20 protein-coding genes are annotated in these 20,702 nt (G+C 60.8%); 13 read left to right on the top strand and 7 right to left on the bottom strand.

The window, feature by feature from the left end:
- Positions 1-31: 31 nt before the first annotated feature.
- Complete coding sequence (locus AC0R79_RS18190; RefSeq protein ID WP_474735141.1) at positions 32-982, bottom strand: Dyp-type peroxidase; 951 nt, start codon at positions 980-982, stop codon at positions 32-34.
- Positions 983-1,171: 189 nt separating this feature from the next.
- On the opposite strand from AC0R79_RS18190, the gene AC0R79_RS18195 reads away from it, so the two are divergent.
- Positions 1,172-2,149: a TerC family protein gene (locus AC0R79_RS18195; RefSeq protein WP_474731044.1), complete on the top strand. Its 978-nt coding sequence runs from the start codon at positions 1,172-1,174 to the stop codon at positions 2,147-2,149.
- 42 nt (positions 2,150-2,191) lie between these two features.
- Here the strand turns inward: AC0R79_RS18195 and AC0R79_RS18200 are convergent, their stop codons facing one another.
- Both AC0R79_RS18200 and AC0R79_RS18205 read right to left on the bottom strand, forming a co-directional pair.
- Complete coding sequence (locus AC0R79_RS18200) at positions 2,192-3,292, bottom strand: polyamine ABC transporter substrate-binding protein (RefSeq protein WP_127798417.1); 1,101 nt, start codon at positions 3,290-3,292, stop codon at positions 2,192-2,194.
- Positions 3,293-3,544: 252 nt separating this feature from the next.
- Positions 3,545-4,951: a purine-cytosine permease family protein gene (locus AC0R79_RS18205; RefSeq protein WP_474731047.1), complete on the bottom strand. Its 1,407-nt coding sequence runs from the start codon at positions 4,949-4,951 to the stop codon at positions 3,545-3,547.
- Positions 4,952-5,276: 325 nt separating this feature from the next.
- Between AC0R79_RS18205 and AC0R79_RS18210 the strand changes: the two genes are divergently transcribed.
- Complete coding sequence (locus AC0R79_RS18210) at positions 5,277-5,762, top strand: flavin reductase family protein (protein WP_007950450.1); 486 nt, start codon at positions 5,277-5,279, stop codon at positions 5,760-5,762.
- A gap of 67 nt (positions 5,763-5,829) precedes the next feature.
- Entirely contained in the window at positions 5,830-6,873 is a 1,044-nt protein-coding gene (locus tag AC0R79_RS18215; protein ID WP_474731049.1) for an LLM class flavin-dependent oxidoreductase, read from the top strand.
- Positions 6,874-6,949: 76 nt separating this feature from the next.
- Here AC0R79_RS18215 and AC0R79_RS18220 read toward each other — a convergent pair whose 3' ends face one another.
- Positions 6,950-7,396: a winged helix-turn-helix transcriptional regulator gene (locus AC0R79_RS18220; protein ID WP_375747324.1), complete on the bottom strand. Its 447-nt coding sequence runs from the start codon at positions 7,394-7,396 to the stop codon at positions 6,950-6,952.
- 181 nt (positions 7,397-7,577) lie between these two features.
- On the opposite strand from AC0R79_RS18220, the gene AC0R79_RS18225 reads away from it, so the two are divergent.
- The 7 genes from AC0R79_RS18225 (at position 7,578) to AC0R79_RS18255 (ending at position 14,715) form a co-directional block, all read left to right on the top strand.
- Positions 7,578-8,396: an alpha/beta fold hydrolase gene (locus tag AC0R79_RS18225; protein ID WP_474731051.1), complete on the top strand. Its 819-nt coding sequence runs from the start codon at positions 7,578-7,580 to the stop codon at positions 8,394-8,396.
- A gap of 259 nt (positions 8,397-8,655) precedes the next feature.
- Entirely contained in the window at positions 8,656-9,963 is a 1,308-nt protein-coding gene (locus tag AC0R79_RS18230; RefSeq protein WP_474731053.1) for a flavin-containing monooxygenase, read from the top strand.
- 58 nt (positions 9,964-10,021) lie between these two features.
- The gene (locus AC0R79_RS18235) at positions 10,022-10,438 is read left to right on the top strand and encodes a RidA family protein (protein ID WP_007950460.1); all 417 of its coding nucleotides are present in this window, start codon (positions 10,022-10,024) and stop codon (positions 10,436-10,438) included.
- Positions 10,439-10,465: 27 nt separating this feature from the next.
- Entirely contained in the window at positions 10,466-11,143 is a 678-nt protein-coding gene (locus AC0R79_RS18240) for a DUF1028 domain-containing protein (protein ID WP_474731056.1), read from the top strand.
- Complete coding sequence (gene argE, locus AC0R79_RS18245) at positions 11,140-12,288, top strand: acetylornithine deacetylase (protein ID WP_474731058.1); 1,149 nt, start codon at positions 11,140-11,142, stop codon at positions 12,286-12,288. The genes AC0R79_RS18240 and argE overlap by 4 nt, the downstream gene beginning before the upstream one ends.
- 288 nt (positions 12,289-12,576) lie before the next feature.
- Entirely contained in the window at positions 12,577-13,992 is a 1,416-nt protein-coding gene (locus tag AC0R79_RS18250) for a purine-cytosine permease family protein (RefSeq protein WP_007950463.1), read from the top strand.
- Positions 13,993-14,091: 99 nt separating this feature from the next.
- Positions 14,092-14,715: a glutathione S-transferase family protein gene (locus AC0R79_RS18255; protein WP_375747328.1), complete on the top strand. Its 624-nt coding sequence runs from the start codon at positions 14,092-14,094 to the stop codon at positions 14,713-14,715.
- Positions 14,716-14,721: 6 nt separating this feature from the next.
- Here AC0R79_RS18255 and AC0R79_RS18260 read toward each other — a convergent pair whose 3' ends face one another.
- The gene (locus AC0R79_RS18260; RefSeq protein WP_474731060.1) at positions 14,722-15,219 is read right to left on the bottom strand and encodes a winged helix-turn-helix transcriptional regulator; all 498 of its coding nucleotides are present in this window, start codon (positions 15,217-15,219) and stop codon (positions 14,722-14,724) included.
- Positions 15,220-15,318: 99 nt separating this feature from the next.
- On the opposite strand from AC0R79_RS18260, the gene AC0R79_RS18265 reads away from it, so the two are divergent.
- Positions 15,319-15,957 (top strand): cysteine hydrolase family protein, encoded by a 639-nt coding sequence (locus AC0R79_RS18265; protein ID WP_474731062.1) that lies wholly within the window; start codon positions 15,319-15,321, stop codon positions 15,955-15,957.
- Positions 15,954-17,519, top strand: coding sequence for an aldehyde dehydrogenase (NADP(+)) (locus tag AC0R79_RS18270; RefSeq protein WP_474731063.1), 1,566 nt, complete (start codon positions 15,954-15,956; stop codon positions 17,517-17,519). The genes AC0R79_RS18265 and AC0R79_RS18270 overlap by 4 nt, the downstream gene beginning before the upstream one ends.
- Before the next feature lie 41 nt (positions 17,520-17,560).
- On the opposite strand, the gene AC0R79_RS18275 is transcribed toward AC0R79_RS18270, so the two are convergent.
- Together AC0R79_RS18275 and ptrR are read right to left on the bottom strand one after the other, a co-directional pair.
- Positions 17,561-18,226 (bottom strand): M24 family metallopeptidase, encoded by a 666-nt coding sequence (locus AC0R79_RS18275; RefSeq protein ID WP_474731065.1) that lies wholly within the window; start codon positions 18,224-18,226, stop codon positions 17,561-17,563.
- An 88-nt stretch (positions 18,227-18,314) separates the two neighbouring features.
- Positions 18,315-19,196, bottom strand: coding sequence for a putrescine utilization regulator PtrR (gene ptrR / locus AC0R79_RS18280; protein WP_007950470.1), 882 nt, complete (start codon positions 19,194-19,196; stop codon positions 18,315-18,317).
- A gap of 103 nt (positions 19,197-19,299) precedes the next feature.
- On the opposite strand from ptrR, the gene AC0R79_RS18285 reads away from it, so the two are divergent.
- Positions 19,300-20,691, top strand: coding sequence for an aldehyde dehydrogenase family protein (locus AC0R79_RS18285; protein ID WP_474731067.1), 1,392 nt, complete (start codon positions 19,300-19,302; stop codon positions 20,689-20,691).
- Positions 20,692-20,702 lie beyond the last annotated feature (11 nt).

Raw genomic sequence — 20,702 nt, forward strand, 5'->3', positions numbered from 1 at the left:
AACGGCGGGATCGATTGATCCCGCCGTTTTTTTATCGCTCTGCCAGTTCTTCCAGCAAATCCGCCGAAGGCACGAAGAACAGACTCCCTGTGACGGCGGTGCTGAAGTCCAGCAACCGGTCGTAATTGCCGGGTGGCTTGCCGACAAACATGTTCTCCAGCATCTGCTCCAACGGCTCCGGCGAGCGCGCGTAGCCAATGAAATAAGTGCCGAATTCCCCCGCGCCGGGCCGGCCGAACGGCATGTTGTCGCGCAGGATTTTCACCTCTTCGCCGTCCTTGGTGATGGTGGTCAACGCGCTGTGGGAATTGCTCGGCTTGACCGAATCGTCCAGCTCGATATCGGACAGTTTGGTGCGCCCGATCACCCGCTCCTGCGCTTCGACCGACAATTCGTTCCACGCCTTCATGTTGTGCAGGTACTTCTGCACCAGCACGTAACTGCCACCACTAAACACCTGATCTTCATCGCCCACGAGGGTGAAATGCTCGGCTTTGCGACCGACCGGATTTTCCGTGCCGTCGACAAAACCGATGATGCTGCGCATGTCGAAATAGCGGAAGCCCTGCACCTCGTCGGTCACCGTCACGGCGCCATCCAGCGCCGACATCAACTGCGTCGCCAATTCGAAACACAGGTCCATCTGATCGGCGCGAATGTGCAGCAACAGATCGCCAGGCGTGGAAACGGCGCGCCGCCCTTCCACGCCAAATTCGCGAAAGTCATGCAAGGACGCCGGGCGTGGACTGCCGAACAGACGATCCCACGCGCTGGAAGAAAACCCGCAAACGCAGGACAAGTTTCCAGAAGGGACGCGCTTGCCGACCGAGCGCGTCAGCCCTGCGATATCGGCGCACCAGCCACGGACTTTTTCGGCGGCCTCGCCCTCGGCGTTAAGAGTCGCCACAATGAAGATGGCAGCGCTGGTGATCGGGCTGCAGACGGCTTGAGGATCTGGCGTGTCGATGATCGTAGCTCCCAAAGTGGTGGACTGACTCGACAGCGAGGTTAGCAAAGAAGTGTCGAATGAAGTATTACTCGCCTGCCCGGATCGTCCGACACTTCGTTATTCACGAACAATACCCACGAAATAAACGATTTTTCTTTGTCGGAAGGCTCCTACTAGCATGGCCCCGTCTACCCCGAAAAACATAAAGACAGGGAGAACGGCATGCACCCCATCAACATCGGCGAACCCTGGATGTGGGTCGCCTTCATCGTTTTTGTCCTCGCCATGCTGGCCGTCGACCTGTTTGTCTTCGGTGGGCGCAAGGCGCATCGGGTCTCGGTACGTGAAGCCTCATCCTGGGTGATCGCCTGGTGCATGCTGGCGATGGCCTTCGCCGGGTTGCTCTGGTGGTATTTGAACGGCGAATTCGGTCCCGAAATCGCCAAGGTCAAGACCCTGGAATTCCTCACCGGTTATCTGATCGAGCAGTCGCTGTCGATCGACAACATGTTCGTCTTCGTGATGATCTTCAGCTACTTCGCCGTGCCGCCGGAGTTGCAGCGCCGGGTGCTGCTGTACGGCGTGCTCGGAGCGATCGTGATGCGCGCGGCGATGATCTTTGCCGGCGTATGGCTGGTGTCGCAGTTCACCTGGCTACTGTATGTGTTCGGCGTGTTCCTGATCATCACCGGGATCAAGATGCTGGTGTTCGCCGAGCAGCAACCGGACCTCGATAACAACCCGCTGCTGCGCTGGGTGCGCGGGCATCTGCGGATCACCAATGGCTTTCACGGCGAGCGGTTTTTCGTGCTGCAGAACGGTGTGCGCTGGGCCACGCCGATGTTTCTGGTGCTGGTGCTGATCGAGGCCAGCGACCTGATGTTCGCGGTCGACAGCATCCCGGCGATCTTCGCGGTGACGACCGACCCGTTCATCATTTTCACCTCGAACATCTTTGCGATCATGGGCCTGCGGGCGCTGTACTTTTTGCTGGCGGACATGGCCGACCGCTTTCATCTACTCAAGTACGGACTGGCGATGGTGCTGGTGTTCATCGGCGGGAAGATGACGGTAATGCCGTGGTTTCACATGCCGGTGGAGTGGTCGCTGGCGATTGTTGGCGGGCTGATTCTGGCGTCGGTGGTGCTGAGTCTGATCCTGACGAAGGACAAATCGCCTGAAAAAAGTCAGGCGAAATAACAGCCGGGGGAGCGAACGTGGTTCGCTCCCCCGGTTTTGGGCTTATTTATCCGACTTGATGCTGGTCCAGACCCGAGTCCGCACCCGCTCCAGTTTCTGCGGCAACGGTTGCACCACGTACAGCTTCTTCAGCGCTTCGCTGGTCGGTGTCAGGTTCGGGTTGCCGGTGATTTCCTTGTTGATCAGCGGCAGCGAATCCTTGTTGGCATTCGGGTAGCCGAGGAAATCGCTGATCGACGCGATGACCTTCGGATCCAGCAGGTTGTTGAGGAACTCGTGGGCCTCTTCAACGTTCTTCGCGCTCTTCGGAATGGCGAAAGTATCGAACCAGATTGGCGCGCCTTCCTTCGGCAGGCGCCAATCGACCACCACGCCGTTGCCCGCCTCTTTGGCGCGGTTGCCGAACTGGTAGAAGCTGCCGGAGTAACCGATGGCCACGCAGATGTCGCCGTTGGCGATGTCGGTCATGTACTTGGCCGAGTTGAAGTAGGTCACGTAAGGGCGAACCTTGAGCATCAGGTCCTTGGCTTTCTCATAGTCGGCCGGGTTCTGGCTGTTCGGGTCCAGGCCCAGGTAATGCAGGGCCAGCGGCAGGATTTCCGTCGGCGAATCGAGCATCGCCACGCCGCAGGATTTCAGCTTTTCCATGTTCTCCGGTTTGAACACCAGGTCCCAACTGTCCACCGGTGCATTCTCACCGAGCGCAGCCTTGACCTTGGCCGGGTTGAAACCGATCAGCACCGTGCCGACCATGTAAGGCACGCCGTACTGATTGCCGGGATCGTTGACGTCGAGCAGCTTGAGCAACGCGGGGTCCTGGTGACTCCAGTTCGGCAGCTTGGACTTGTCGAGTTTCTGGAACACGCCGGCCTTGATCTGGGTATCGAGGAACTGGTTCGACGGCACCACCAGGTCATAGCCGGAGTTGCCGGTCAGCAGCTTGGCTTCGAGGGATTCGTTGGTGTCGAAGGTGTCCCAGGTCACTTTGATGTTGCTTTTGGCGGCGAAGTCCTTGGGCACCGACGGCAGAATGTAATCCGCCCAGTTGTAAACCCGCAGTTCGCGCTGTTCGGCCTGTACGGCGCTGGCCAGCAGCGTCAGCCCGAAAACAGTAGCGCCCAGAATGCGTTTCATCGTGACCATGTTGTGTTTCCCCGAATGCAGCGTGAGTCGATGGTTTTTATGTTCTGTACACGGCAGCGGCTGTCAGATCAGCCAAGGGCAAGGAAGGTGCAGCATCTAGTTGTGGCTTCGATTCTTCCTGACAGCGTAGACGCGGCACAGTAGCCCGTTGGCCAAAAGGGGATCGAAATGGCCAATTTGCATGACCGCCGGGATGCGGAAACAACAATGCCCGACGAAGTGCCGGGCATTGTCTGAACAGCCTGCGAACGCTCAGTCGGTAAAACCCAACCGCGCCGCCCTGCTCTGCTGCGTCTGGCCACGGGTCGCCAGGCAGTAATACAGCGGGCACGTCACGATCAGGCCGACCAGCCACGACAGGTCCGCGCCTTCCACCAAGTTGGCGTACGGCCCGACGTACAGCGAGGTGTTGGCGAACGGCAGCTGCACGATGATGCCGATGAAATAGGCAATGATCGCGAGCAGGTTGAAGCGCCCATAAATGCCACCGTCGGCGCGGAAGATCGAGGCGATGTCGTAACTACCGCGCTTGATCAGGTAGAAGTCGATCAGGTTGATTGATGCCCACGGCACCAGCACCAGCAGCAACGCCAGAATCAGCCCGATGAACTCGGAAATGAAATCCGCCGAGGCACCCAGCGCCACCACGCAGCAACCCGCCAGCACCACGCTCGACAAGATCACCCGCACCTTGATGCTCGGCGTCCATTGGCTGGCGAAGGTCTGGATCGAGGTGATGATCGACAGCACCGCGCCATACAGATTCAGCGCGTTGTGGCTGATGATGTTGAGCAGGAACAGCACCATCAGAATCGGCCCCAGCCAACCGGTGGACTGCTTGACCGCCGCCATCGCTTCTGTGCCTTCCGGGGTTGCCAGCACCGCCACCGCGCCGAAGGTGAATGACAGAATCGTACCCAGCGTGGCGCCCAGATACGTCGCGATAAATGGCTTGCTGATACCGATGTCCGCCGGCAGGTAACGGGAATAATCGGAGACGTACGGCGAAAAGCTGATCTGCCAGATGATCCCCAGCGATACCGTCGCCAGCCATCCCGAAAGATTGAAACTGCCACGGGTGAAGAAGTCCGCTGGCAACTCATGGGCAAAGATGTAGATGAACCCGGCCAGCAGCGCACTGCCCATCACCCAGGTGCCGATGCGGTTGAGCGTGTGGATGAAGTTGTAGCCGATCACGCCGATGGCCGTAGCGCTCAGGGCTCCGATCAAAATGCTCAGCGGCGCCGGCACCGACGGCGCGATGCCGACGATGGATTTGCCGGCCAGCACGATGTTGGAAATGAAGAAGCCGATGTAGATGATCGCCGCGAAGAACACGATCAACAGCGCACCGTAACGCCCGAACTGGCCACGACTCTGGACCATCTGCGGAATGCCCATGCGCGGACCTTGCGCCGACGCCAGGGCGATCACCACCCCGCCGATCATGTGCCCCAGCGCTATCGCCAGCAGCCCCCAGAACAGGTCGAGATGAAACACCTGGACCACCATGGCGCCGGTGACAATGGGCAGTGGCGCAATGTTGGTGCTGAACCAAAGGGTGAAAAGGTCGCGGGCCTTCCCGTGGCGTTCCGCGAGTGGGACGTAGTCGACCGTATGATTCTCGATCAACGGATCTTGCCGGGACATCTGGGACATAAAAATGAACTCGATTGGGTCTGTTCTTATCGTTGTATGAAGCCAAACCGGGGGTGCTTCGTGGCCGCCCCTCAGATGCAGACCATATTATGGTATTCCAACATTTTCACAAGACTGATCCGCTGTTTGCGACGGCATCTGATCCGGCATCCTCCCTGATAGCCAGCGTTCACGGCTAGAGCAAAGCCCCGTAAATGCTGAGTTTCCGACGGATGAACCACGTTTATCGTTTCACCAAAAAAGCGCTTGCAATCGATGTATTACGGTATACCATCAGACCCATAAACACATAAAAACACGCTCCACCGCACTCGAGGATTGACCAATGATCGATGCTGCCGTCTACAAACAAGTCATGGGCTCGTTCCCGTCCGGCGTTACTGTCATCACCACGCTGGATGACGACGGCCAGATCGTCGGCCTCACCGCCAGCGCCTTCAGTTCGCTGTCGATGGACCCGGCCCTGGTGCTGTTCTGCCCCAACTACAGCTCCGACTCCTATCCCGTCCTGATCAAGAACAAACGCTTTGCCATTCACGTCCTGTCCGGCGGCCAGCAGAGCGAAGCCTATGCCTTCGCCCGCAAAGGCAAGGACAAGGCGCAGGGCATCGAATGGACGCTGAGCGAACTGGGCAACCCGATCCTGGCCAACGCGACAGCTATCATCGAATGTGAGCTGTGGCGCGAATACGAAGGCGGCGACCACGCGATCATGGTCGGCGCGGTGAAAAACCTCATCGTTCCTCAGCAGGACGCCGGCCCGCTGGTGTATTGCCACGGCAAGATGGGCGCCTTGCCCGCCTTCGCCTGATCCGCACGATTGCACTTAAACAGGCCGGCAAGCGACCGGTCGACCACAAGAGATTCGAGGTAGCGTCATGAAATTTTCCCTGTTCGTACACATGGAGCGCTGGGACGAAAGCCTCAGCCACCGTCAACTGTTCGAAGACCTGACCGAACTGACGTTGATGGCCGAGGCCGGCGGTTTCAGCACCGTGTGGATCGGCGAACACCACGCGATGGAATACACCATCTCGCCGAGCCCGATGCCGCTGCTGGCCTACCTCGCGGCCAAGACCACCACCATTCACCTGGGCGCCGGCACCATCATCGCGCCGTTCTGGCACCCGCTGCGGGTCGCCGGTGAATGCGCGTTGCTCGACGTGATCAGCAACGGCCGGATGGAAGTCGGCCTGGCCCGCGGCGCCTATCAGGTGGAATTCGACCGCATGGCCGGCGGCATGCCCGCCTCCAGCGGCGGCCAGGCGCTGCGGGAAATGGTTCCGGTGGTGCGCGCGCTGTGGCAAGGCGACTACGCCCACAACGGCGAGATCTGGAAATTCCCCACCTCCACCAGCGTGCCGAAACCGATCCAGAAGCCCAATCCGCCAATGTGGATCGCCGCCCGCGACCCGGACTCGCACAACTTCGCCGTGGCCAACGGCTGCAACGTGATGGTCACGCCGTTGATGAAGGGCGACGAAGAAGTCCTCGATCTGAAGAACAAGTTCCAGACTGCGCTGGACAACAACCCGGACGTGCCGCGTCCGCAATTGATGGTGCTGCGTCACACCCACGTGCACTCGTCGGATGACCCGGAAGGCTGGAAGGTGGGCGCGAAAGCCATCTCGCGTTTCTATCGCACGTTCGATGCGTGGTTCGGCAACAAGGAAGTGCCGGTGAACGGTTTCTTGGCACCGAGCCCGGAAGAGAAATTTGCCGGGCGTCCGGAGTTTGAACTGGAAAGCCTGCACAAAACGGCAATGATCGGCACGCCTGAGGAAATCATTCCGCGGATCAAGTACTACCAGGAACTGGGGGTGGATGAGTTCAGTTTCTGGTGTGACAACAGCTTGCCGCATGCGGAAAAGAAGAAGTCGCTGGAGCTGTTTATCAAGCATGTGGTGCCGGCGTTTCGTTAAATACGTCAAGCGACCTTGAATGTAGAAGCGCCCCGAACAGAACGTCGGGGCGCTTTTTTTTCGTCTGACGCAGGTGTCAGTACGCAGTCGAAGTTGTCGCGATATCTTCCGGCGCCAAATGGCGACCATCGACCGACAGCAACTCAAGTTTCCTGATCGGCTTTCGCTTCTGCGCATCGACCATCACCGACCCCGGCTCTCCCGGCTCGAACATGAACTCACCACCCCACTGCGACAACGCAACAATCACGGTTTGCAACGCTCGCCCCTTTTCCGTCAGCACGTATTCCTTGTAAGCGCTGCCATCGGACGCCGGCGCCAGACGCAGAATGTCGCGCTCCACCAGCCCTTTGAGCCGGGTGCTCAACATGTTCTTGGCGATCTCCAGGCTCTTCTCGAAATCGCTGAATCGACTGATGCCTTCCAGCGCATCGCGGATGATCAGCAACGACCACCAGTCGCCGATGAGGTCGAGTGTCCGGGCGATCGGGCAGGCATTGCCCGCAAGGCTTTTGCGCTTCATTTCGGGTGTCTCCGGCAAAACGGCAGGTTGGATGCGGTTGCATCTTACAACTCATGCCGCCAAACCGTTAACGCGTGCGCCACGAAACTTAGCACCTGCGTACAAGTGGCCAATGCCCTTTGTCGCGATAGTGAACGCTGCCATCACGGCATCCACGCAGGCCCACACCCAAGGAGTTTTCATGAGCACGTTCACGACCCAAGACGGCACCGAGATCTATTTCAAGGACTGGGGCAGCGGCAAGCCCGTGCTGTTCAGCCACGGCTGGCCGCTGGATGCCGACATGTGGGAATACCAGATGGAATACCTGAGCAGCCGCGGCTATCGCACCATCGCCTTTGACCGTCGTGGTTTCGGCCGTTCCGAGCAGCCGTGGACCGGCTACGACTACGACACTTTCGCCGACGACATCGCGCAGTTGATCGAGCACCTCGACCTGCGTGACGTGACCCTGGTCGGCTTCTCCATGGGCGGCGGCGATGTCAGCCGCTACATTGCGCGCCACGGCAGCGAGCGTGTTGCCGGGCTGGTGCTGCTGGGCGCGGTGACGCCGCTGTTCGGCAAGAAACCGGACTTTGCCGAAGGTGTCGACACGTCGGTGTTCGACGGGATCAAGGCTGGCCTGCTGAAGGATCGCGCGCAGTTCATCGCTGACTTCAACGCCCCGTTCTACGGCACCAATCAGGGTCAGAAAGTCTCTGACGGCGTGCTGACGCAAACCCTGAACATCGCCCTGCTGGCCTCGCTCAAAGGCACCGTGGATTGCGTCACTGCATTCTCGGAAACCGACTTCCGCCCGGACATGGCGAAAATCGATGTGCCGACGCTGGTGATTCACGGTGATGGCGATCAGATTGTCCCGTTCGAAACCACCGGCAAACAAGCGGCTGCGCAGATCAAGGGTGCCGAGCTGAAAGTCTACGCAGGCGCACCGCACGGCTTTGCGGTGACCCATGCGCAGCAATTGAATGAAGACCTGCTGGCGTTTCTCGATCGCTGAGTCCTGCTGATCTGAACGCGCCTTGAAAAGGGCCGTCGACAACCCTGTCGGCGGTCCTTTTTTTTGTTGTCCCGGATTCCGGTGCCAGGGCGAAGCCCCGTATTTCCGGGGCTTTCAGGCCTCTGCATCACGTTTTTATCTTCACATGCCAGCTTAATAATATTTTACCGATAACCACCCCCTCCCTAGTCTGATCCCAAGCACAGAGAACAGGTCGACAGCGACCTGAATCCAACGGCCTCGTGAGAAGGGATCAGAGATGACCACTGAAATAATAAAAACAGACACGCTTGTTGTCGGCGCCGGTCAAGCGGGTGTGGCCATGAGTGAACACCTGAGCAAACTTGGTGTGCCGCACCTGGTGCTGGAGCGCAACCGCGTTGCCGAACGCTGGCGCACCGGGCGCTGGGATTCGCTGGTGGCCAACGGTCCGGCGTGGCACGACCGGTTTCCGGGGATGGAATTCGACGACGTCGATCCGGACGGTTTCGCCCATAAGGAACGCGTCGCCGACTACTTCGAAGCCTATGCGAAGAAATTCAACGCGCCGATCCGCACCGGCGTCGATGTGAAAAGCGTGGTGCGTAATGTCGGGCGCCCGGGCTTCACCGTCGAGACTTCCGAGGGCGTGATAGAAGCGGCCCGCGTCGTCGCTGCAACAGGTCCGTTCCAGCGTCCGGTGATCCCGGCGATTGCGCCGAAAGATGAGCGTCTGCTGCAGATCCACTCGGCTGATTATCGCAACCCGCAGCAGTTGCCGGCCGGCGCCGTGCTGGTGGTCGGTGCCGGTTCGTCGGGCGTGCAGATCGCCGATGAATTGCAGTGCTCGGGCAAGCAGGTTTACCTCTCGGTCGGCGCCCATGACCGCCCTCCTCGCGCCTACCGCAACCGTGATTTCTGCTGGTGGCTCGGCGTGCTCGGCGAGTGGGATCAAGCCGCAATGAAACCCGGCCGCGAACACGTGACCATCGCCGTCAGCGGTGCCCACGGTGGCCGTACCATCGACTTCCGTGGCCTGGCCCATCGCGGCATGACTTTGGTCGGCGTCACCGAATCGTTCAGCGACGGCGTGGTGACCTTCAAACAGGACCTGCGCGACAACCTCAAGCGTGGCGACGAGAACTACCTCGCGCTGCTGGATGCCGCCGACGCCTACATCGAACGCAACGGTCTGGATCTGCCGCTGGAACCGGAAGCCCGCGAAACTTATCCGGATCCTGAATGTGTGAAAAACCCGCTGGCCGATCTCGATCTGGCCGCCGCCGGCATCACCTCGATCATCTGGGCCACCGGGTTTGCCGTGGACTATTCGTGGCTGAAAGTCGCCGCGTTCGACGACAACGGCAAGCCACAGCACCAGCGCGGTGTGTCCAGCGAATCGGGCGTGTATTTCCTCGGTCTGCCGTGGCAGTCGCGACGCGGCTCGTCGTTCATCTGGGGTGTGTGGCACGACGCCAAGCACGTGGCCGATCACATCGCCACCCAGCGCAAATACCTGGCCTATCGCGATGCCGAACAACGCGAAGCCGCGCTGCACAACAACGCTGTCGACACCGTCGACGCTTGATTTCCTTCTTCAATCCCGGCGCCCGTCGCGCCGGGCCCGATTTCGTCAGGAGCCGCACATGAGTCAGCCAACCCACACCCGCATCCGCATGTTCAACACCAAGGACACCTACCCGAACCAGACCCTGGACAACGACCTGTGCCAGGCCGTGCGCGCCGGCAACACCGTGTATGTCCGTGGCCAGGTCGGGACCAATTTCGACGGCGAACTGGTCGGCCTCGGCGACCCGCGCGCGCAGACCGAACAGGCGATGCGCAACGTCAAGCAACTGCTCGAAGAAGCCGGTAGCGACCTGAGCCATATCGTCAAGACCACCACTTACCTGATCGACCCGCGCTACCGCGAGCCGGTGTATCAGGAAGTCGGCAAATGGCTGAAGGGCGTGTTCCCGATCTCCACCGGGCTGGTGGTGTCGGCTTTGGGTCAGCCGCAGTGGCTGATGGAAATTGATGTAGTTGCGGTGATTCCCGAGTAATTCGACCTTAGCGAAAGGAGGCCACACATGACATTTTCCATCGCCGCCCGTTGCCCCGAAACCGGTCAGTTCGGCATCGCCATCAGTTCCTCCAGCATCGCCGTCGGCGCCCGCTGCCCGTGGCTGTTGCCGGGTGTCGGCGCGGTGTCGAGCCAGAACATCACTCTGCCGTCGCTCGGCCCGGAAGTGCTCGCCTTGATGGAGCAAGGCCTGGCGCCCGAGGCGGCGCTGGACAAGGTACTGACCCGCAACGGCTACAGTCAGTACCGGCAGATCACGGCGATCAACCACCTCGGCCAGACCGCGCATTTCAGCGGCGCGCAGACCCTCGGCGTGCACAACGCCGTATCCGGCGAGCAATGCGTGGCGGCGGGCAACATGCTCGCCGGGCGCTCGGTGATCGAAGCCATGGTCAGCGCGTTCGAAGAAGGCGAAGGTCAATTGGCCGATCGCCTGATAAAGGCCCTGCACGCCGCCCAGGCCCTGGGTGGTGAAGCAGGTCCGGTGCATTCGGCAGCTGTTGTCGTGGTCGGCGAACTGACCTGGCCCATCGTCAACCTACGGGTGGACTGGGCCGATGAAGACCCGATCGGTCAATTGCAGAAACTCTGGGACGCCTACAGCCCGCAGCTTCAGGACTACATCGACCGCGCCCTCGATCCGGCCAAGGCGCCGGGCTACGGGGTTGCCGGAGACGATCGATGAGCAACAGCGTCGCGTTGCTCAAGACGCTGGTGGGGTTCGACACCACCAGCCGCGAGTCCAACCTGCAGTTGATCGACTTCGTGCGCAGCTACCTCGAAGGTTTCGATGTGCCGTGCGAGCTGATCTACAACGATGAGCGCAGCAAGGCCAATCTGTTCGCCACAATTGGCCCGGCCGATCAGCCGGGCATCGTGCTGTCGGGGCACACCGATGTGGTGCCCGTCGATGGCCAGCCGTGGACGCTGTCGCCGTTCGAACTCAGTGAGCGTGACGGCAAGCTTTACGGTCGCGGCACGGCGGACATGAAGGGCTACATCGCCTGCGTGCTGGCGCTGGTGCCGTCGTTGGTCGAAGCACCGTTGCGCCTGCCGGTGCACATTGCTTTGTCCTATGACGAAGAGGTCGGCTGCCTAGGCGTGCGCTCGTTGCTCAAGGTGCTGGAGCAGCGTCCGGTCAAACCGCTGCTGTGCATCATCGGCGAGCCCACCGAACTCAAACCGGTGCTTGGGCACAAGGGCAAACTGGCTGTGCGCTGCGATGTCCAGGGTCATGCCTGTCACTCGGCTTACGCGCCGCTCGGAGTGAACGCCATCGAATGCGCCGCCGAGCTGATCGGCGAGCTGGGACGCATCGGTCGGCAACTCAAGGGTGAACACGTCGATCCGCGTTTCGACCCGCCGTACTCCACGGTGCAAACCGGTGTGATCAACGGTGGCAAGGCGCTGAACATTGTTCCCGCCGATTGCCGTTTCGACTTCGAAATCCGCGCCCTGCCCTCGCAGGATCCGGCGCTTGTCGCCCAGCAACTCAAGGCCTACGCCGAGCAGCAAATGCTGCCGCGCATGCGGGCCGTCAGTGAGCAGAGCGATATCCGTTTCCGCGAATTGTCGGCCTATCCAGGGCTGGCCACCGATGCCCGAAGCAAAGCTGCGGAATTGATCGCCACGTTCTGCGGCTCGGACGATTTCGGCACTGTTGCGTTTGGGACCGAAGGCGGACTGTTTGATGCGGTGGGGATTCCCACAGTGGTGTGCGGCCCCGGCAGCATGGATCAGGGCCACAAGCCGGACGAGTTTGTCAGCCTCGATCAGCTCAACGCCTGCGATGCGATGCTGCAACGAATGCTGGCGTCTATTCGCCTTTAAAAAACGGTCTGGCTGCCGGATTCAAATCCGCAGCCGAGCCGCAATAACACCGACAGACAGCTGCTCCGATGGAGGTCAGCTGCGTTGTCGTTCATGGCGCTAAAACGCCCGAGGCAGAGCGTTTTCAGCTGACCGGAGAACCTCGTTTTTTTAACGCCTGAAGCAACAAAACTACTAATTTATCTCTGCCCTTTCCTTGCCCATGATCAACCCCAACAAGAAATGCGCCGTCCGTGCCGGCGCTCATTGAAGTACGTCCACGTACTCGTCCTTGCCTTGGAGTTCGTCATGGCCACCTCTGCAACAACGTCCGCACCGCTCATTGAGAAACACACGATCGGCTATGTGCCGCCCGAAGATCGCCACGGAAAGGTTCGGGATCTGTTCACCCTCTGGTTCGGCGGCAATATCGCGCCGTTGCCCATCGTCACCGGCGCCCTCGGCGTGCAGTTGTTTCATCTGAATCTGGTGTGGGGCATCGTCGCCATTCTGGTCGGCCATCTGGTCGGCGGTGTGCTGATGGCGCTGCACTCGGCACAGGGCCCGCAGATGGGCATTCCGCAGATGATCCAGAGTCGCGCGCAATTCGGCTCCCTCGGCGCATTGCTGGTGGTGTTGATTGCCGGCGTCATGTACATCGGTTTCTTCGCCTCCAACATCGTGCTGGCCGGCAAGTCGTTGCATGGCGTGGTCGACAGCGTTCCGGTGCCGGTCGGCATCGTCATCGGCGCGCTGGGTTCGGGGATCATCGGGATCATCGGTTACCGCTTCATCCACGTGCTCAACCGCATCGGCACCTGGGTGCTGGGGATCGGCATCGTGGTCGGCTTCGGCTACATCCTCACCCACATCCAGACCGATGATTTCCTCACTCGCGGCAGCTTCAACATCTCGGGCTGGCTCGCCACCGTGTCGCTGGCGGCGTTGTGGCAGATCGCGTTTGCGCCGTACGTGTCGGACTACTCGCGCTACCTGCCGGCGAATGTGCCGGTGGCGGCGACCTTCTGGACGACCTATCTGGGATCGGCGCTGGGTTCGAGCCTGTCGTTCGTGTTTGGCGCCGTTGCCGTGCTGGCGACCCCGGTGGGCATGGACACCATGGACGCGGTGAAACTCGCCACCGGCGCCATTGGCCCGTTGATGCTGGTGCTGTTCCTGCTCAGCGTGATCAGCCACAACGCCCTCAACCTGTATGGCGCGGTGCTGTCGCTGATCACCCTGGTGCAGACTTTCGCTTACCGCTGGATCCCGACCGCCAAGAGCCGCGCTGTGATTTCGATCATCGTCCTGCTGGCCTGCTGCTTCGCTGCGGTCGGCGCTTCGGCAGACTTCATCGGCCACTTCGTCGACATGGTGCTGGTGTTGCTGGTGGTGTTGGTGCCGTGGACCGCGATCAACCTGATCGACTTCTACGCCATCCACAAAGGCCAGTACGACATCGGCTCGATCTTCCAGGTGGATGGCGGCATTTACGGCCGTTACAACCCGCAAGCCTTGCTGGCCTATGCGATCGGTATCGCGGTGCAGATCCCGTTCATGAACACACCGCTGTACGTCGGGCCGGTGTCGGCACACATCAACGGCGCGGACCTGTCGTGGGTGGTTGGCTTGCTGGTGACCTCGCCGCTGTATTTCTGGCTGGCGACCCGTGACAGTGCTTATCGTCGGCGGCTGACCTCCGGAAAACTGGCGGGCAGTCTCTGAGATTGACTCGATGCACCAACAAGGCCCGCCCTGTGCGGGCCTTCTGCTCTGCGTTGTGCTATTTCTTTACGCCCGACGACAACCGGAGATGGAAATCCAATGCTGCGAATTCTGGGCAAAGCCTCATCGATCAATGTGCGCAAAGTGCTGTGGACCTGTGCTGAACTGAACCGGCCCTTCGAACGCGAAGACTGGGGCTCAGGTTTTCAATCGACGTTGACGCCGGAGTTCCTCGCACTCAATCCCTGCGCGATGGTGCCGGTGATTCAGGACGATGACTTCACGCTGTGGGAGTCGAACTCGATCATTCGCTATCTGGCGTCGCGCTATCACGGCGAACAACTTTACCCGAGCGAGCCGCGCGCCCGGGCACGGGTGGATCAATGGATCGACTGGCAGGCTTCGGAGCTGAACAAGTCCTGGTCTTACGCGTTCATGTCGCTGGTACGCAAGTCACCTGCGCATCAGGACAACGTTGCTCTCGCCGCCGGTTGCCGGGAGTGGGCAAGGCACATGGAGATCCTCGACCGGCAGCTGCAAAAGACCGGCGCCTATGTCAGCGGTGAGCAATTTTCCCTCGCCGACATCCCGATCGGCCTGTCGGTCAATCGCTGGTTCGAGACGCCGCTGGAACATCCGCACTTGCCGGCGGTGAGCGCTTATTACGAACGTTTGAGCCTGCGCCCCGCTTACCGATTGCACGGACGAAACGGCACGCCTTGATGCCGGTCACTTGTTTTTGAACGCCTCACGCCGCGCCTGCCGTTCGGCGGCGTATGCCTCTTGCGGCTGGCTGATCAGATCCTCACGGCGCAACACCTCACCGCAGTGATCGCACAACGGCCCGAGGCCGGCGCTGTGGTTGCAGTTCTTGTGGGTCATGTTCACCGCCAGCCCTTCCTCGGGCGACTTGCACCAGGTCTCGCCCCAGGCACGTAACGCAATCACCACCGGGTAAAACGCCTCGCCTTTCGCGGTGAGGTGGTACTCGTAGCGTTTCGGGCGCTCGTTGTACAAGCGGCGCTCGACCAGCCCGTCCGCCTCCAGGCTTTTCAGACGGGCGGCGACCATCTGCGGCGTACCGCCGGTCTGGGCCAGGATCTCGTCGTAGCGATGGCTACCCATGAACAATTCGCGCAAAACCAGCACCGTCCAGCGGTCGCCGACGATCGCCTCGGCCCGGGAAATCGGGCACAGCGTGTCGGGAAGACTATCGTTTACAGCCATCAGGGCTTGCCTCTTTCACATTTACTATGATTATCATATCAACACGATGCGGGAACAAGCCCTGAGCATCGATCACTCTCATTGCCGGAGTACATCGTCATGTCGAAACCTCTCTATCCGCTCGACAGAACCGCCTACCTGCTGGTCGATCCGTACAACGATTTTCTCTCGGACGGCGGCAAGATCTTTCCGCTGATCAAACCGATGGCCGAGCAGAACGGCCTGCTCGACAACCTGCGCAAACTCGATCGCGCCGTGCGGGCCCTGCCGATTCCGGTCGTCATCGTACCGCATCACCGCTGGGTCAAAGGCGACTACGAGAACTGGGATCACCCAACCCCGACCCAACAAAAGATCATGCACATGCACCACTTCGCGCGCGGCGAATGGGGCGGTGAATGGCACCCGGATTTCGCACCGAAGGACGGCGACATCGTGGTTCAGGAACACTGGGGCTCCAGCGGTTTCGCCAACACCGACCTGGATTTTCGCCTGAAACAGCAAGGCATCACCCACGTGATCATTGTCGGCCTGCTGGCCAACACCTGCATCGAAGCCACCGCGCGCTACGCGTCCGAGCTCGGCTATCACGTCACCCTGGTGCGCGATGCCACTGCCGCTTTCAAGGAAGAAATGATGCACGCCGCCCACGAACTCAACGGCCCGACGTTCGCTCATGTCATCACCACCACGGACGAACTGATCGCCAGCCTTCAGTCCCAGGGGGAAGCGAAATGAGTCTGACCGGCCACCTGCTGATCGGCGCCGCTGACGTGCCCGCCACCGAGGGCACGATGAAGGCGCTGAATCCGGCAACCAATACGCTGATCGAACCGGAATTCGCCTTCGGCGGTGCGACGCAGGTCGATCAGGCGGCAACCCTCGCCGATGCGGCCTTCGACAGCTACAGCCACACTTCGCTGGCCGAACGTGCGGCGTTTCTGGAAAGCATCGCCGACAACCTAGACGCCGTACGCGAAGAATTGGCCGCCCGCGCCGCGCTGGAAACCGGCCTGCCTCAGGCGCAGCTCGAAGGCGAAGCCGCCCGGGCCGCGACCCAGTTCCGTCAGTTCGCCGAGGTGGTGCGCAAAGGGCGCTTTCTGCAACTGGCGATCGACCCGGCGCAACCTGATCGCCAGCCGCGACCACGGATGGATCATCGCCTGCAGAAAGTCGCCATCGGCCCGGTGGCGATCTTCGGTGCGAGCAATTTTCCGATCTCCTATTCGGTGGCCGGCGGCGATACTGCGTCGGCACTCGCGGCCGGTGCGACGGTGATTCTCAAGGCGCATAACGCGCATCCCGGGGCCTCGGAAATTCAGGCTCGCGCTATCCGCAAAGCGGTGCAGATGCATGGCTTGCACGAAGGGGTTTTCTCCATGGTGCGCGGTGGCGGCAATGTCATCGGTGAGGCGCTGGTCGATCATCCTTTGATTAAAGCGGTGACGTTCACCGGTTCAGAGGTGGGCGGCATGGCGCTTTATCGCCGCGCGCAATTACGGCCTGATCCGATCCCGGTGTTTACCGAAATGACCAGCGTCAACCCGACGTTTATTTTGCCCGCCGCGCTGGCCGCGCGCGGCAGTGAAATCGGCGATGGTTTTATCGAGCGGATGCTGGTGAATGTCGGGCAAGCCTGTCTGTGTCCGTCGATTCTGATCGCGGTCGAGGGTGAAGGTCTGCACGCGTTGCGCAGCGCGATGATCAAACGGGTCAGTGAAGCACCGGCACGCACGATGTTGACGCCGGGGATTCACGGTTCATACGTCAAAGGACTGGTGGCGATGGAAAGAGTGGGGGCGAATCTGGTAGCGGTCGGCGCTCCGGTGGATGGCCAGTTTGAAGGCCGCTCGGCGCTGCTGAAAGTTGACGGTCAACGCCTGCTCAGCGAACCGGCGCTGGCCCATGAAGTGTTCGGTCCGGCGGCGCTGTTGGTAACGGTCAACGATGAACAAGAGCTGCTGGCAGTTGCCCGTTCGTTCAAGGGTCAGCTCAGCGCAGCCATTCACCTTGAAGACCGCGATCTGGATCTGGCCCGGCGTCTGCTGCCGATCCTCGAACGCCGCACCGGACGCATCGTGGTCAACGCCTTCGCCCATCCGCAGGAAGTGACCTTCGCCACCGTACACGGCGGGCCGTTCCCGGCTACGTCTGACAGCCGCTTCACCTCGGTCGGCATGACGTCAATCGAGCGTTTCTTGCGGCCGGTGGCGTATCAGGGCTTTCCGGATGCGTTGCTGCCGCAGGTATTGCGCGACGCCAATCCACTCGACCTGCCCCGCAGCATAGACGGCCAATAAAAAATGCCCGGTTCGGCGAATCACCGAACCGGGCAAGCTTTTCAATCAAATGAGCAGTCTTCATAGAAGGCACCGTACGGAAGCTCGGGGTGTTCAATCTGGATTTCCAGAATCCACACACCGGCATTCGGAGCCTGATCGAAATCCCCCAGATTGCCGCCGCGATAGATCGCGTGAGGGAAATCGCTGACCCGGTGGCCCTTGATGTCCAGATTCAGCTTCCAGCCCATCGTCTCGGCCTGATCGGTGGCGTAACGGTACAGCTCGACACCGGTCACGCCCTGACGCCAGAAGGCTTCGACCTTGTCGAAGAGTTCTTTGGAGGCCGCTGCGCAGGCAATCATCTGCGGATCGGAACCGGTGACATACGTCGCCCCGGCATCGCCTTCGTGACCTTCCCAGACCACGCCCATGTCGATGAAGAAAATGTCGTTCTCGCCCAGCACCGGATCGCCGTCGGAACGCTCCTTGAAGGTCTTCAACGTGTTGGCGCCGAAGCGGATCAGCAGCGGATGCCAGATCCGGTCCATGCCCAGCTCAACGAGGATTTCCTTGCCCCGTGCATGGGCTTCCGACTCGAGCATCCCGGGTTTGATCACCTTGGCGATCTCGTCCACGGCCTTCCAGGTCAACTGCTGGGCGTGGCGCATGGTTTCCAGCACAAAACGCTCACCTACCGCTTCTTTTCCGCTCAGGGCTGTGGTCATCGCTGATTCCTTCTGGCTAATCGTTAGCGCTGTATAGTTTTTTATATTGCGAAACAGGACGCCTAAGATACAACCATGACACAACGTGTCAATTCTCTTCTGCGCGCACCACGCCGCGCTCTTCCAGCAAGCGCACAAACATGCTCAGACTGCGCGAAACCGTGCCCCGCCGCCATACCAGCCACGTCGTCAGATAGCGAAAATCCGACGCCAGCGGCCAGACACTCACTGTCGCGCAGCCGGGCATGCTTTGCAGCATGCTGCGCGGCATCAAAGCCAGACCGGCGCCGGCACTGACGCAGGCGAGCATGCCGTGATAGGACTCCATTTCGAAGATCTTGCCCGGTACCGCAGCGTCGGTGCTGAACCATTTTTCGAAGTGATGGCGATAGGAGCAGTTCGAGCGGAACGCATAAATGTTCTCGCCGTTCACGTCCGCAGCGCGCTGGATCGGCCCGTGATGAAGCGGCGAGATGATGACCATTTCCTCTTCGAATGCCGGAATACCTTCCAGCGCCGGGTGCAAGACCGGGCCGTCGACAAATGCGGCCGCCAGGCGCCCGGAAAGCACACCGTCGATCATCGTCCCGGACGGCCCGGTCGACAGGTCCAGATCGACCTTCGGGTGTTGCTGGTTGTAGGTCGCGAGCAAACCGGGAATCCGCACCGCCGCCGTGCTTTCCAGCGAGCCCAGCGGAAACGCGCCTTGCGGTTCCTCGCCGGCCACCGTGGCGCGGGCTTCCTGCACCAGATCGAGAATCCGTCGCGCGTACTCGAGAAAGCTCCAGCCGGCGGGCGACAGGCGCAAGCGGCTTTTTTCGCGGATGAACAGGTCGACGCCCAGATCCTCCTCCAACTGCTTGATGCGCGTCGTCAGGTTCGACGGCACGCGGTGAATCTGCGCCGCCGCAGCACTGATGCTGCCGTGCTCGGCAACGGCCTTGAAGATTTCCAGTTGCACCAGATCCACAGTCATTCTCCAATCGTGAAAGAAACGCTCTTTATTATTCAGTTTCCAGAAACCAAACGCCACCCTACTCTGAGCGCATCCACTGACCTCGCAGGACGATGCCATGAGCCCGATTTCCAGCCAGACCCACGCCATCTCGATCAACCCCGCCACCGGCGAGCAGATCGGTCACTACGCCTTCGAATCCGCCGAAGCCCTCGACGCCGCGCTGACCCGCGCCGCATTCGGCTTCAACAAGTGGAAACGCAAACCGCTGCAGGATCGCTCCCGCGCCCTGACTGCGCTGGCCGGCGCGCTGCGTGACAGCAGCGAAGCCATGGCGACCATGATCACCCAGGAAATGGGCAAACCGATCGCCCAGGCCCGTGGTGAAATCGAGAAATGCGCCAAGCTCTGCGAGTGGTATGCCGAACACGGCCCGGCCATGCTCAACGCCGAAGCGACGCTGGTCGAAGGCGGCAAGGCGCGCATCGAGTACCGCCCACTCGGCCCGATCCTCGCCGTGATGCCGTGGAACTTCCCGATCTGGCAAGTGCTACGCGGCGCCGTCCCGGCGCTGATCGCCGGCAACACCTACGTGCTCAAGCATGCGCCGAACGTGATGGGCAGCGCCTATCTGTTGCGCGACGCCTTCACCCGCGCCGGTTTTGCCGATGGCGTGTTCGAAGTGATCAACGTCACCCCGGAAGGCGTGTCCACCGCCATTGCTGACCCGCGCATTGCTGCCGTGACCCTGACCGGCAGCGTCCGCGCCGGCATGGCCATCGGCGCACAAGCCGGTGCCGCACTGAAGAAATGCGTGCTGGAGCTGGGCGGTTCCGATCCGTTCATCGTGCTCAACGACGCCGATATCGACGAGGCCGTGCAAGCCGCAGTCATCGGTCGTTACCAGAACTCAGGGCAAGTCTGCGCCGCCGCCAAACGTTTGATCATCGAAGAAGGCGTGGTCGAAGAATTCACCCGCAAATTCGTCGAAGCCACCCGCCAGCTGAAGATGGGCGACCCGTTGTCCGCCGACAACTACATCGGCCCGATGGCCCGCTTCGATCTGCGTGACGAACTGGATCAACAAGTGCGCGACACCCTGGAAGAAGGCGCCACCCTGCTGCTCGGCGGCGGCAAAGGCCAAGGGCCGGGCAACTACTACGAGCCAACCGTACTGGCCGATGTCACCGACAGCATGACTTCGTTCAAGCAGGAACTGTTCGGCCCGGTGGCCTCAATCATCACCGCCCGCGATTGCGCTCACGCCGTGGCACTGGCCAACGACAGCGAGTTCGGTCTGACTGCCACGATCTACACCGCCAACGTCGCCCTGGCCCAGCAACTGACCAGCGAACTGGAAACCGGCGGCGTGTTCATCAACGGCTACTCCGCCAGCGACCCGCGCGTGACCTTCGGCGGCGTGAAGAAAAGCGGTTTCGGCCGTGAGCTGTCGCACTTCGGCGTTCGCGAGTTCTGCAACGCGCAGACGGTGTGGCTGGATCGCCGCTGATCCAATGAAAA

The organism is Pseudomonas sp. HD57-3 (genome assembly GCF_056113135.1).

Excerpts from the sequence above, each read along its gene's own strand:
- AC0R79_RS18195 (WP_474731044.1), top strand. The coding sequence starts at position 1,172 with ATGCACCCCATCAACATCGGCGAACCCTGGATGTGGGTCGCCTTCATC.
- AC0R79_RS18200 (WP_127798417.1), bottom strand. The coding sequence starts at position 3,292 with ATGGTCACGATGAAACGCATTCTGGGCGCTACTGTTTTCGGGCTGACG.
- AC0R79_RS18205 (WP_474731047.1), bottom strand. The coding sequence starts at position 4,951 with ATGTCCCAGATGTCCCGGCAAGATCCGTTGATCGAGAATCATACGGTC.
- AC0R79_RS18210 (WP_007950450.1), top strand. The coding sequence starts at position 5,277 with ATGATCGATGCTGCCGTCTACAAACAAGTCATGGGCTCGTTCCCGTCC.
- AC0R79_RS18215 (WP_474731049.1), top strand. The coding sequence starts at position 5,830 with ATGAAATTTTCCCTGTTCGTACACATGGAGCGCTGGGACGAAAGCCTC.
- AC0R79_RS18220 (WP_375747324.1), bottom strand. The coding sequence starts at position 7,396 with ATGAAGCGCAAAAGCCTTGCGGGCAATGCCTGCCCGATCGCCCGGACA.
- AC0R79_RS18225 (WP_474731051.1), top strand. The coding sequence starts at position 7,578 with ATGAGCACGTTCACGACCCAAGACGGCACCGAGATCTATTTCAAGGAC.
- AC0R79_RS18230 (WP_474731053.1), top strand. The coding sequence starts at position 8,656 with ATGACCACTGAAATAATAAAAACAGACACGCTTGTTGTCGGCGCCGGT.
- AC0R79_RS18235 (WP_007950460.1), top strand. The coding sequence starts at position 10,022 with ATGAGTCAGCCAACCCACACCCGCATCCGCATGTTCAACACCAAGGAC.
- AC0R79_RS18240 (WP_474731056.1), top strand. The coding sequence starts at position 10,466 with ATGACATTTTCCATCGCCGCCCGTTGCCCCGAAACCGGTCAGTTCGGC.
- argE (WP_474731058.1), top strand. The coding sequence starts at position 11,140 with ATGAGCAACAGCGTCGCGTTGCTCAAGACGCTGGTGGGGTTCGACACC.
- AC0R79_RS18250 (WP_007950463.1), top strand. The coding sequence starts at position 12,577 with ATGGCCACCTCTGCAACAACGTCCGCACCGCTCATTGAGAAACACACG.
- AC0R79_RS18255 (WP_375747328.1), top strand. The coding sequence starts at position 14,092 with ATGCTGCGAATTCTGGGCAAAGCCTCATCGATCAATGTGCGCAAAGTG.
- AC0R79_RS18260 (WP_474731060.1), bottom strand. The coding sequence starts at position 15,219 with ATGGCTGTAAACGATAGTCTTCCCGACACGCTGTGCCCGATTTCCCGG.
- AC0R79_RS18265 (WP_474731062.1), top strand. The coding sequence starts at position 15,319 with ATGTCGAAACCTCTCTATCCGCTCGACAGAACCGCCTACCTGCTGGTC.
- AC0R79_RS18270 (WP_474731063.1), top strand. The coding sequence starts at position 15,954 with ATGAGTCTGACCGGCCACCTGCTGATCGGCGCCGCTGACGTGCCCGCC.
- AC0R79_RS18275 (WP_474731065.1), bottom strand. The coding sequence starts at position 18,226 with ATGACCACAGCCCTGAGCGGAAAAGAAGCGGTAGGTGAGCGTTTTGTG.
- AC0R79_RS18285 (WP_474731067.1), top strand. The coding sequence starts at position 19,300 with ATGAGCCCGATTTCCAGCCAGACCCACGCCATCTCGATCAACCCCGCC.